Source organism: Streptomyces sp. NPDC058872 (assembly GCF_042743065.1).
Lineage (GTDB): Bacteria > Actinomycetota > Actinomycetes > Streptomycetales > Streptomycetaceae > Streptomyces.
On record NZ_JBHYMK010000071.1, the window covers coordinates 23,040 to 34,475 of the forward strand.

The 11,436-nt window shown below is 70.9% G+C and carries 9 protein-coding genes; 2 read left to right on the forward strand and 7 right to left on the reverse strand.

Going from position 1 to position 11,436, the window contains the following annotated elements; all coding sequences use genetic code 11:
* Window positions 1–625: 625 nt before the first annotated feature.
* Together ACFW22_RS31315 and ACFW22_RS31320 are read right to left on the reverse strand one after the other, a co-directional pair.
* On the reverse strand, window positions 626–1,954 hold the full coding sequence (locus tag ACFW22_RS31315) for a class I SAM-dependent RNA methyltransferase (RefSeq protein ID WP_386411179.1): 1,329 nt from the start codon (window positions 1,952–1,954) through the stop codon (window positions 626–628).
* Between the two features lie 79 nt (window positions 1,955–2,033).
* Window positions 2,034–4,085, reverse strand: coding sequence for an APC family permease (locus ACFW22_RS31320; RefSeq protein ID WP_386411183.1), 2,052 nt, complete (start codon window positions 4,083–4,085; stop codon window positions 2,034–2,036).
* A 234-nt stretch (window positions 4,086–4,319) separates the two neighbouring features.
* Here ACFW22_RS31320 and ACFW22_RS31325 point away from each other — a divergent pair, with 234 nt between their 5' ends.
* Both ACFW22_RS31325 and ACFW22_RS31330 read left to right on the forward strand, forming a co-directional pair.
* Entirely contained in the window at window positions 4,320–4,988 is a 669-nt protein-coding gene (locus tag ACFW22_RS31325) for a potassium channel family protein (protein ID WP_384886667.1), read from the forward strand.
* Entirely contained in the window at window positions 4,988–5,668 is a 681-nt protein-coding gene (locus tag ACFW22_RS31330; RefSeq protein ID WP_386411186.1) for a potassium channel family protein, read from the forward strand. The genes ACFW22_RS31325 and ACFW22_RS31330 overlap by 1 nt, the downstream gene beginning before the upstream one ends.
* A 169-nt stretch (window positions 5,669–5,837) precedes the next feature.
* Here ACFW22_RS31330 and ACFW22_RS31335 read toward each other — a convergent pair whose 3' ends face one another.
* The 5 genes from ACFW22_RS31335 to ACFW22_RS31355 form a co-directional block, all read right to left on the reverse strand.
* Window positions 5,838–6,590 (reverse strand): DUF3159 domain-containing protein, encoded by a 753-nt coding sequence (locus ACFW22_RS31335; RefSeq protein ID WP_386411189.1) that lies wholly within the window; start codon window positions 6,588–6,590, stop codon window positions 5,838–5,840.
* A 3-nt stretch (window positions 6,591–6,593) separates the two neighbouring features.
* Window positions 6,594–6,992, reverse strand: a complete 399-nt coding sequence (locus tag ACFW22_RS31340; protein ID WP_384887308.1) for an OB-fold nucleic acid binding domain-containing protein — start codon at window positions 6,990–6,992, stop codon at window positions 6,594–6,596.
* A gap of 68 nt (window positions 6,993–7,060) precedes the next feature.
* The gene (locus tag ACFW22_RS31345; protein ID WP_386411193.1) at window positions 7,061–7,744 is read right to left on the reverse strand and encodes a response regulator; all 684 of its coding nucleotides are present in this window, start codon (window positions 7,742–7,744) and stop codon (window positions 7,061–7,063) included.
* Window positions 7,745–7,807: 63 nt separating this feature from the next.
* The gene (locus tag ACFW22_RS31350) at window positions 7,808–10,354 is read right to left on the reverse strand and encodes an ATP-binding protein (RefSeq protein WP_386411196.1); all 2,547 of its coding nucleotides are present in this window, start codon (window positions 10,352–10,354) and stop codon (window positions 7,808–7,810) included.
* Window positions 10,355–10,533: 179 nt separating this feature from the next.
* A complete protein-coding gene (locus tag ACFW22_RS31355) occupies window positions 10,534–11,229 on the reverse strand; it encodes an ABC transporter ATP-binding protein (RefSeq protein ID WP_386411199.1) in 696 nt (231 codons plus the stop codon).
* Window positions 11,230–11,436: the final 207 nt, after the last annotated feature.

The following is an 11,436-nucleotide window of genomic DNA, read 5'->3' on the forward strand; positions in this document are numbered from 1 at the left end:
GGCGAAGCCGCCGAACGCAGACGTCTCGACGAGATCGAAGCGACCCGCCAGAAGCGCATCCGCTGGGAAGCAGCCATGGAAGAAGCGCGCATCCAGTACGCCGAGGCGTACCGCGCCACGCCACCCGACTCGCGGAGTACGTGAGCGCCGTACGCACCCGAGTCGAGACCATGCCGCCGGGGCAGACCAGAACCAAAGCCGAAGCATGGATCGACTGGGCAGCAGCACACGTGGAGCGCCTCGACCCCCTGCGCACACCGCCCCGACTGCCCGACGTCCCCGAACCACGAGCCGACGGCCTCAGGCCCTCTCTCGGGCACTGGAGCCCCTACGGCCCCTGACATAAAGCGGACCGGGCACTCCATCGAGCGTCACAGAACGTCACTACCGAGAAGCGGATGAGGCAGGGTCGGCCAACAGTTCCGCAGCCAGTGCCCCGGCCGCCTCAAGATGCCCACAGCCTCACAGCCGAGGGCTCCACCCGGCGGTCGCCAAACGCGCATGACGACCTATCAGAAACCGGGCCGTCCGTGCATCAAACGTGCGTCATGTGCGTCGAATGTGCGTCAAGATATCGCACCTAACGCACGCAAGGCCCATAACGCACACCCGAAGAAAAAGCAGGTCAGGAGCCCTTTGAGGCGGGCTCAAGGATCGCCACGCACTCCACGTGGTGGGTCATCGGGAACAAGTCGAAGGCGCGCAGCGTGCGCACCCGGTAGTTGCGTTCGGCGAAGTAGGCGATGTCGCGGGCCAGGGCCGCCGGGTCGCAGGCGACGTAGGCGATGCGGCGGGCGCCCAGGCCGGCCAGGTGGTGGACGGTCTGCTTGCCCGCGCCCGCGCGGGGCGGGTCGAGGACGATGAGGTCGACGTCGGTGATGCCGGTGCGCGGGAGGACCGATTCGACCTTGCCCTGTTCGATGCGGACGCGCGGGAAGCCGGCCAGGTTGTGCCGGGCGTCCTCCACCGCGCGCTTGCCGGACTCGATGCCGAGGACGGCTCCCTGGTCGCCGACGCGGTCGGCGAGGGCACCGGCGAAGAGGCCGACCCCGCAGTAGAGGTCGAGGGCCGTCTCACCCTTGCGCGGGGTGAGGCCCTGCATGACGGCGAGCATGAGGGTCTGTGCCGCCTTCGGGTGGACCTGCCAGAAGCCTCCGCTGCCGACCCGGTAGGTGCGGTCGTCGGCACGCTCCCGGACGAAGGCGCGGCCGTGGACGCGGTGGACGCCGCCGTCCTTCTCGTCGACGCGGAGCACGGAGACCGGCTTGTCCAGTTCGACGAGCGGCAGGCGGGCGCCGGGGCGCGGGGTGAGGATGACCTGGCGGTCGTGGGAGCCGGACGCGGCGATGGCTTCGATGGCGGCCATGCCCTCCCAGGTGCGCTTCTCGATGCCGAGCTCGGAGACGCCGGGGGCGGCGATCATGCAGTGGTCGATGACCTCGACCTCGTGGGAGCGGTGCTTGCGGAGCCCCGCGTGGCCCTCGGCGTCGACGGCGTACTGGACGCGGGTGCGCCACTGCGGAACCTCGCCCGCGGGGAGCTTGTCGCCCTCGGCGGGCATGACGGTGCCGTCCCAGCCGGCCTCTTCGGGGGTGAGTCCGGCGAGCCGCAGCAGCTGCTCGGCGATGACCTCGCCCTTGAGGCGGCGCTGGGCCCCCGGCTTGGCGTGCTGCCAGTCGCAACCGCCGCACTTGCCGGGGCCGGCGAAGGGGCAGGGGGCCTCGACGCGGTCCTTGGAGGCGTCGAGGACCTCGATGGCGTCGGCGCGCAGGAAGCGGGAGGTCTCCTCGCCCTCGGTCACCCGCACCCGGACCCGTTCGCCGGGCAGCGCATGGCGGACGAAGAGGACCCGGCCCGCCTCCGTACGGGCGATGCAATGGCCGCCGTGGGCCACCGGGCCGACCTCGACCTCGTACTCCTCCCCGACCAAGGACGCGACAGGGGTGTTCTGCATGGCGGGGAGCTCCAGACGAGGGGGGAGGAAACGGGGTGGTCAGAAGTGCGGGCTGCCGCGTGCACGGCAGCCCACCAGTCTAGTTGCTCTTCGCGGTGGGTTCCTTCTGCCGCTTCTCCACCGGACCGCGACGGACCGAGCCCGGCGCGTTCCACTCCTGGCGCTTCCTGGCCCGCTTCCTGGCGGCTTCGGAGGACTGGAGCTGGTAGGGGACGGAGGTCACCATCACGCCGGGGGTGAAGAGGAGCCGGCCCTTGAGCCGTAGGGCGCTCTGGTTGTGCAGCAGGTGCTCGTACCAGTGGCCGACGACGTACTCGGGGATGTAGACGGAGACGGCGTCGCGCGGACTCTCCTTGCGGAGGTTCTTGACGTACTCGATGACCGGGCGGGTGATCTCGCGGTACGGCGAGTCGAGGATCTTCAGCGGGACGTTGATGCCCCGCCGCTCCCATTCCGCCTTGAGCGCCTTGGTCTCCGCCGGGTCGACGTTGACGGTGAGGGCCTCCAGCTCGCCCGCGTGCATGAGCTTGGCGTAGGCGAGGGCGCGCAGGGTGGGCTTGTGGAGCTTGGAGACGAGGACGAGGGAGCGGACCCGGGAGGGGCGCACGTACTCGTCGGGGCGCTCCTCCGCGGCGGCGATCTCGGCCGCGACGGAGTCGTAGTGCCGTCGGATGGCGGTCATCGTCACGTAGAAGATCACCATGCCGAGCAGGGCGACCCAGGCCCCGTGGGTGAACTTGGTGGCGAGGACGACGACGAGGACGAGGCCGGTGAAGAAGGCGCCGAAGGTGTTGATCGCGCGGGAGCGGATCATGTGGCGGCGCTTCGCCGGTGACTTCTCGGTCCGCAGGTGGCGGTTCCAGTGCCGGACCATGCCGATCTGGCTGAGGGTGAAGGAGACGAAGACGCCGACGATGTAGAGCTGGATCAGACGGGTCGAGTCGGCCCCGTAGACCCACACCAGGAGCGCGGCCGCGCCGGCGAGGAGCACGATGCCGTTGGAGAAGGCGAGGCGGTCGCCGCGGGTGTGCAGCTGGCGCGGCAGGTAGCGGTCCTGGGCGAGGATCGAGCCGAGGAGCGGGAAGCCGTTGTACGCGGTGTTGGCCGCCAGGAAGAGGACGAGTGCGGTGGCGGCGGCGAGGACGACGAAGAAGAACGTCCCGTCGCCGAAGACCGCGGCGGCTACCTGGGAGATGACCGGGTCCTGGACGTATCCCTCGCCGACCGGCGTGCCGTTCAGGAACAGGTCCTGGGCGGGCTTCTCGGCCATCCGGACGTCGGTGGCCATGGCCAGGAAGATGATGCCGCAGAACATGGTGACGGCCAGGCCGCCCATGAGGGCGAGCGTGGTGGCGGCGTTCTTCGACTTGGGCTTGCGGAAGGCGGGGACGCCGTTGGAGATGGCCTCGACCCCGGTGAGGGCGGCACAGCCGGAGGAGAACGCGCGCAGCAGCAGGAAGACCAGTGCGAAGCCGGCCATGCCCGGGTGTTCGGGCTTGATCTCGAAGTCGGCGGTGGGGGCCTTCATGGTCTCGTCGAGGACGAGGCCGCGCCACGCCCCCCAGATGATCATGACGAAGACGCCGAAGACGAAGACGTACGTGGGGATGGCGAAGAGACTGCCCGACTCCTTCACCCCCCTCAGGTTCATGAGGGTGAGGAGGACGATGACGGCGATCGCCGAGGCCACCTTGTGCTCGACGACGAACGGTACGGCGGAGCCGAGGTTCTCGATGCCGGAGGCGATCGAGACGGCGACGGTGAGCACGTAGTCGACGAGCAGTGCGCTCGCGACGGTGAGTCCTGCCTTGGCGCCGAGGTTGGTGGTGGCGACCTCGTAGTCACCACCGCCGCTCGGGTAGGCGTGCACGTTCTGCCGGTAGGAGGCGACCACCGTGAACATCAGGACCACGACCGCGAGCGCGATCCACGGGCTGAAGTGGTAGGCCGACAGGCCGGCGACGGAGAGGACGAGCAGCACCTCGCCCGGTGCGTACGCCACCGAGGACAGCGGATCGGAGGCGAAGACGGGAAGGGCGATCCGCTTCGGGAGAAGGGTCTCGCCGAGCTTGTCGCTGCGCAGGGCCCGCCCGATCAGGATCCGTTTGGGCACGTCGGTCAGTTTGGACACGCAGAGGATCGTAAGCGTTCGAAAAGAGCCACGCGCACCGGCACCCCCGAAGCACACCGAATCTCCCTGAGTACCACCTCGGATGCGGTCCCCGCCAGCGTTGACGCTTAAGCTCGGACCGGGCGACCCGGCAGGGCGTCGCCCGCCGCGGCCCGGGCGCATCGGGCGAAGAAAGTTGTGAGCAGGGTGTTTTCGCAGGTCAGCAAGACGATCAGGAGTGCGGGGTAAGGGGACGTGCACGTCGTCATCATGGGCTGCGGGCGAGTGGGAGCCGCTCTCGCGCAGACCCTCGAACAGCAGGGGCACACCGTCGCGGTCGTGGACCAGGACCCGACGGCTTTCCGTCGTCTGGGGTCGGGTTTCGGCGGCCGTCGCGTCACGGGCGTGGGTTTCGATCAGGACACGTTGCGTGAGGCGGGCATCGAGGAGGCCGGTGCCTTCGCCGCGGTGAGCAGCGGCGACAACTCGAACATCATCGCGGCGCGGGTCGCGCGCGAGATGTTCGGCATCGAGAACGTGGCCGCACGGATCTACGACCCGCGACGGGCCGAGGTCTACCAGCGCCTCGGCATTCCGACGGTCGCGACGGTCCGCTGGACCGCCGACCAGATGCTGCGCCGGCTGCTGCCGTCCGGCGCGGAGCCGCTGTGGCGCGACCCGAGCGGCGCGGTCCAGCTCGCCGAGGTCCACACCTCCCCGGCGTGGATCGGTCACAAGGTGAGCCGGCTCCAGGAGGAGACCGGCGTGCGCGTCGCCTTCCTCACCCGACTGGGCGAAGCGATTCTGCCGACCTCGCAGACGGTGCTGCAGGAGGGTGACCTGGTCCACGTGATGATGCGTACGGAGGAGATCGCGAAGGTCGAGGCGGCCTTCGCCGAAGGTCCCGAGGAGGGCGGTCACTGATGCGTGTCGCTATTGCGGGCGCGGGTGCGGTGGGCCGCTCCATCGCCGGCGAGCTGTTGGAGAACGGCCACGAGGTCCTGCTGGTCGACAAGGCGCCGACCGCCATCTCGGTGGAGCGGGTGCCCCAGGCGGAGTGGCTGTTGGCCGACGCCTGTGAGATCACCTCGCTCGACGAGGCGGCGTTGCAGCGCTGCAACGTGGTGATCGCGGCGACCGGTGACGACAAGGTGAACCTGGTGGTCTCGCTGCTCGCGAAGACCGAGTACGGCGTGCCGCGCGTGGTCGCCCGGGTGAACAACCCGAAGAACGAGTGGCTGTTCAGCGAGGCCTGGGGCGTGGACGTCGCCGTCTCGACGCCGCGTCTGATGTCGGCCCTGGTCGAGGAGGCGGTGAGCGTCGGCGATCTGGTCCGACTGCTGCGCTTCAGCCACGGTGACGCGAACCTGGTCGAGCTGACGCTCCCGCCGGAGTCGGCGGTCACCGGCACCCAGGTCGGGGAGGTGGCCTGGCCCCAGGACACCTCGCTGGTGACGATCATCCGCGGTTCCCGGGTGCTCACGCCGAGCCCCGAGGAGACGCTCGAGGCCGGTGACGAGCTGCTGTTCGTGGCGGCGCAGGCCCGCGAGGAACAGTTGGAGGACCTGCTGCAGGTCCGCCGCGAGGTCGATTCGGAGTCCTGACGCCCCGGCCGTGCGCCCCGGCCGTGCGTTCCGGGTCCCGGAGGAGCGGGTGCGGGGAGTCCGGCGCCTTGCGGCCCGGGGCCGCGCAGGGGGTACGCGTGAGGAGGGGGGTCCCGGTGCCGTGACGGCGCCGGGACCCCCTTCTTCATGTCGTCCCGCGCTCCGGTCTTCAGGCCTCCGGGTGGGTCCGTGCGGCGGCGGCTGCCGCCTTGCGCTCCTTCTCGGCCTGCTCCTCCGCCTCCATCTCGGCGAAGACGTCGATGGGCACCGGGGCCTTCGCCAGGAAGAGCCAGGTGAGGTAGACCGCGAGCAGGAAGGGCGGGATCTTCAGCGCGACCAGCACCCAACCGAACTTGGTGGTGTCGGCCCACCAGTACATCGGGAAGAGGATCGCGCACTTGCCGAGCAGAATCAGACCCCAGGCCCAACTCGCCTTGGTGTAGGCCTTCTTGCGGCCCGGGTTGCGGGTGCGCCAGGAGAGGTTCTCCTTGAAGACCGGTCCGAGGATCAGACCGATGAGGGGGACCCCGGCAAGTGCCGTGATGATGTACGCGAGGGCGAGGCCCAGGGTGTACAACATGCCGGGCAGGTAGAAGTCCTTGGCATTGCCGGTCATCATCGCGAAGACCACGCCGAAGGCGACGCCGAAGACACCGCTGAAGGCGTGCTTCACGGTGTCCCTGCGGATCAGCCGGACGGCCACCAGGACCAGCGAGACGGCAAGGGCGGCGATCGCCGAGACGTGCAGGTCCTTGTTGATCGTGAAGATCGTGACGAACAGCAGGCCCGGCAGAACCGTCTCGACCATGCCCCGCAGGCCTCCGAACGCCTCGAAGAGCGCGGCCTCGGTCACGGCCTTGTCGGCCTGGGCGTCCTGGTCCGGGGTCGACCGGTGTGCGGTCGGCTTGTCGAGGGACGTCACCGGCTACTCCTGTCCGAGCGGTCGGAGCTCGTATTTGGGGTTGAAGAGGACCCGCCGGCCGTGGCTCATGGAGATCCGGCCGGAGGCGATCAGCTTGCGGCCGGGCTCGATGCCCACGATGGAGCGGCGGCCGAGCCAGACGACGTCGAGCGGTGCCGTGCCGTCGAAGAGCTCGGCCTCCAGCGCGGGCACACCCGCCCGGGGACGCAGCGTGACCGTGCGCAAGGTACCAGTCACCTTGACGATCTGGCGGTCGGAGCAGTCACAGATCCGCGTGCATCCCGACGCCTCGGCGTCCTCCTGGAGCTCCTCCGACTCCAGGTCCTCGGGGGAGGAGGAGAGCCGGTCGAGCATCCGGCGGAATCTTCCGACCGGCTTCTCTGTACGCGGTGCAGCACTCATACAGAAAGCCTACCGGCCCCCGCTGCCACCGGAAGCGGCCCGGACCGGCTTCTCCCACGGCACCCGCTTCACCGTTCGAAGCGGTATCCCATGCCCGCTTCGGTGACGAAGTGGCGCGGGTGCGAGGGGTCGCGCTCCAGCTTGCGCCGCAGCTGTGCCATGTACACCCGCAGGTAGTTGGTCTCCGTCCCGTACGAAGGTCCCCAGACCTCCTGGAGGAGCTGCTTCTGGCTGACGAGCCGGCCGCTGTTGCGGACCAGGACCTCCAGGAGGTGCCACTCGGTGGGGGTGAGCCGGACGTCCCGGCCGTCGCGGTGGACCTTCTTCGCCGCCAGGTCGACGGAGAAGCCCTCCGTCGCGATCACGACCTCCTCCCCCGTGCCGCCGACCGGCTCGGCCCGGCGCACGGCCGCGCGCAGTCGGGCGAGCAGTTCGTCCATGCCGAAGGGCTTGGTCACGTAGTCGTCGGCCCCCGCGTCCAGGGCCTCGACCTTCTCGTCGGAGGTCTGTCGGGCCGAGAGGACCAGGATCGGCACCCGTGTCCAGGCCCGGAGGTGCTTGATGACCTCGACGCCGTCCATGTCCGGGAGGCCGAGGTCGAGGACGACGACGTCGGGGTGGCGGTCGGCGGCGAGCCGGAGGGCGGTGGCACCGTCGGGTGCGGCGTCGACCTCGTACGTGCGTGCCTTGAGGTTGATCACCAGGGCGCGGACGATCTGGGGCTCGTCGTCGACCACGAGTACCCGGGTCATGGGGGCCTTCCTTCTGCGGGGCGGGGGGTGTCGGTGGGGTTCGCACGGGGCTGCGGGAGGCGGTCAGGTCACGGAGCGCGCCGGGAGGTCGGCCGTGGAGCGCGGTGGCCCGCCCCGCGCGGCCCGCAGGGTGAGCACCATGGTGAGGCCGCCGCCGGGAGTGTCCTCCGCATCGAGCGTGCCGCCCATGGACTCCGCGAAACCGCGTGCGACGGCGAGGCCGAGGCCCACTCCGGAGCCCCGGGGGGCGTCGCCGAAGCGCTGGAAGGGCTCGAAGATGCCGTCCTTGCCCGCGTCGGGGACACCGGGACCGCGGTCCACGACCCGCAGCTCGACCCGGCCTCCGAGGACGCTCGCGGTGACGGCGACGGGGACGCCGGCGGGGCTGTACTTCACGGCGTTCTCGACGACGTTGGCCACGACGCGCTCCAGGAACCCCTTGTCGACCTCGACCATGGGCAGCGTCTCGGGGACGTCCAGCTCGACGCTGCCGTCCGGGACTCCGCAGAGCGCCATGGGCACGACCTCGTCGAGGTCGACGGCCCGGACGAGCGGGGTGACGGTTCCGGTCTGGAGGCGTGACATGTCGAGGAGGTTGCCGACGAGGTGGTCCAGGCGGTCGGCCCCCTCCTCGATGCCGGCCAGGAGCTCGGCCCGGTCCCCTTCGGACCACTCGACGTCGTCGGAGCGGAGCGAGGAGACGGATGCCTTGATGCTCGCGAGCGGGGTGCGCAGGTCGTGGCTGACGGCGGCGAGCAGCGAGGTGCGGATCTTGTTGCCCTCGGCCAGCTTGCGGGCTTCCTCCGCTTCGCCGACGAGCCGCTGGCGTTCCAGGACGACGGCGGCCTGGGCGGCGAAGGCGCCGAGCACCCGTCGGTCCTCGGCGTGCAGCACCCGGCCCGAGAGCGCCAGGGCCAGGTGGCCGCCGATCGTCATGTCGACGTCCGCGTCCTCCGGCCGGACCGCCGGATGGGGACCGACGCTCGCCGCCGACGTCCACGGTTCTGCCTCGTCGGCGCGTTCCAGGAGGGCCACGGATTCCATGGAGAAGGTTTCCCGGCCCCGTTCGAGAAGCGCCTCCAGGCTGGTCTCGCCGCGCAGCACGCTGCCGGCGAGGTAGGAGAGCACCTCGGATTCGGCACGCAGCCGGGCGGCCTGGTGGGTGCGCCGGGCGGCCAGGTCGACCACCGAGGCGACCGACATCGCCACGCCGAAGAAGACGACGATGGCGAGGAGGTTCAGGGGGTCGGCGACGGTGAGCCGGTGGACCGGCGGGGTGAAGAACCAGTTGAGGAGGAGGGAGCTCGCCGCGGCCGAGGCTAGTGCCGGCAGGAAGCCGCCGAGCAGCGCGGCCGCCACGGTCAGGGCGAGGAAGAGCAGCATGTTGTTGGCGAGCCCGAGGTCCGCGTCGACGTGCGTGAGGAGCAACGCAAGACCGATCGGGGCGGCAACGCCGACCAGCCAGCCGCCGATGATGCGGGAACGGCCGAGGCGGGCCCCGCGCGCGACCGGGAGGCCCCGGCCCTTGGCGACCTCGCCGTGGGTGACGATGTGGACGTCCAGGTCCGGCCCGGAGTCACGGGCCACGGTCTGGCCGACCCCGGGGCCGAACACGTACTGCCAGGAGCGGCGGCGGCTGGAGCCCAGGACGATCTGTGAGGCGTTGGCCCCCCGGGCGAACTCCAGGAGCGCGGAGGGGACGTCGTCACCGATGACGTGGTGGAAGGTTCCGCCCAGGTCTTCGACCAGGGTGCGCTGGACCGCGAGCTCCTTGGGCGAGGCCGCGGTGAGCCCGTCGCTGCGGGCGATGTAGACGGCGAGGACCTCTCCACCCGCCCCCTTCTCGGCGAGTCGGGTGGCACGCCGAATGAGGGTGCGGCCCTCGGGTCCGCCGGTGAGGCCGACGACGATGCGCTCCCGGGCCCGCCACGGGGAACGGATGTTGTGCTCGCCCCGGTACCGCTGGAGGTACTCGTCGACCCGGTCGGCCGTCCACAGCAGGGCGAGCTCGCGCAGGGCGGTGAGGTTGCCGGGGCGGAAGTAGTTGGAGAGGGCCGCGTCGACCTCGTCGGAGGTGTGGATGTTGCCGTGGGCCATCCGGCGGCGCAGGGCCTCCGGGGACATGTCCACCAGCTCGATCTGGTCGGCCCGGCGGACGATCTCGTCGGGGACGGTCTCGCGCTGCCGTACGCCCGTGATCGACTCGACGACGTCGCCGAGCGATTCCAGGTGCTGGATGTTCACGGTCGACACGACGTCGATCCCGGCGGCGAGCAGCTCGGCGACGTCCTGCCAGCGCTTGGGGTTGCGGGAGCCGGGGGCGTTGCTGTGCGCGAGCTCGTCCACGAGCGCGACGGCCGGCCGCCGCGCCAGCACCGCGTCGACGTCCATTTCGGTGACGGTGCCGCCCGGGCAGTCGATCGTGCGGCGCGGGAGCAGCTCCAGGCCCTGCAGCATCGCCTCGGTGCGGGGCCGCCCGTAGTGCTCGACGAACCCCACGACGCAGTCCGTGCCCCGCTCCACCCGCCGGCGCCCCTCGGAGAGCATCGCGTAGGTCTTGCCGACGCCCGGTGCGGCACCGAGGTAGATCCGAAGCTTGCCGCGTCCCATGCCCCGACCCTACGTCCAGCCCCTCGGACGTTTCGCACGCGGATGCGCGCCCCGGCGGCATTGGCTCGATCCTGACGGCGGAGCCCGGGGTGTGGCGCGCAGGACGGCGCCCCGGTCCCGTCCCGTGCCCCCGTTGCCCCCGGGCCCTCGCCCGGTGCCCCCAGCGCTCTCGGTGCCCCTCAGCGCTCTCCGTGCTCGATGTGCTCGATGTGCTCGATGATCTCGCCGTCGCGCAGCTCCAGGACCCGGTCCGCCAGCCCCAGGAGCTGGGGGTCGTGGGTGGCGACCAGCGCCGTGCAGCCCTCGCTGCGGACCACCGCGCGCAGCAGCTGCATGACGGCGAGTCCGGTCTCCGCGTCGAGCTGGCCCGTGGGCTCGTCGGCGATCAGCAGTGCCGGCCTGTTGGCGAGGGCGCGGGCGATGGCCACGCGCTGCTGCTGCCCGCCGGAGAGCTCTCCGGGACGTTGGTTCGCGTGGTCGGCGAGGCCCACGAGCCCGAGCATCAGGGACACCCTCTCCTCCCGCTCCTTCGGGTCCGCCCTGCGCAGCCGCAGGGGCACGCCCACGTTCTCGGCGGCGGAGAGGATCGGCAGGAGCCCGAAGGACTGGAAGACGAAGCCGATCCGGTCCCGACGCAGCTCCAGGAGGCCTTCCTCGCCGAGCGTGGAGAGGTCGGTGCCGTCGATGACGATCCGGCCGCCGTCAGCCGTGTCGAGCCCGCCCACCAGATTGAGCAGGGTCGTCTTGCCCGACCCCGAGCGGCCCTTGAGCGCGACGAGCTCGCCCCTCGGGACGTCGAAGGAGACTCCGCGCAGGGCGTGGACGGCGGCTTCGCCCGTGCCGTAGGAGCGGTGCAGGCCCTCGACGCGGACCATCGGGGACCCGGCGGGGTCCTCCACGACGGTGGTTGCGACCCCGGTGCTGCTCTCGCTCACCCTGTGCTCCCCCTCTCGAACGTGTGCGCCGCCAGTATGGTCCGCGGCCCGGTCGGAGTGCCAGGGCCGTGGGCGGAGGGCGGAGAGGGCGGGGGCGTCGACGAAGGCCGGTGGGCCGTTTCCCGCACCGTGCGGTGCGGGAAACGG

Excerpts from the sequence above, each read along its gene's own strand:
- ACFW22_RS31315 (WP_386411179.1), bottom strand. The coding sequence starts at position 1,954 with ATGCAGAACACCCCTGTCGCGTCCTTGGTCGGGGAGGAGTACGAGGTC.
- ACFW22_RS31355 (WP_386411199.1), bottom strand. The coding sequence starts at position 11,229 with ATGGTCCGCGTCGAGGGCCTGCACCGCTCCTACGGCACGGGCGAAGCC.
- ACFW22_RS31350 (WP_386411196.1), bottom strand. The coding sequence starts at position 10,354 with ATGGGACGCGGCAAGCTTCGGATCTACCTCGGTGCCGCACCGGGCGTC.
- ACFW22_RS31330 (WP_386411186.1), top strand. The coding sequence starts at position 4,988 with ATGCGTGTCGCTATTGCGGGCGCGGGTGCGGTGGGCCGCTCCATCGCC.
- ACFW22_RS31345 (WP_386411193.1), bottom strand. The coding sequence starts at position 7,744 with ATGACCCGGGTACTCGTGGTCGACGACGAGCCCCAGATCGTCCGCGCC.
- ACFW22_RS31340 (WP_384887308.1), bottom strand. The coding sequence starts at position 6,992 with ATGAGTGCTGCACCGCGTACAGAGAAGCCGGTCGGAAGATTCCGCCGG.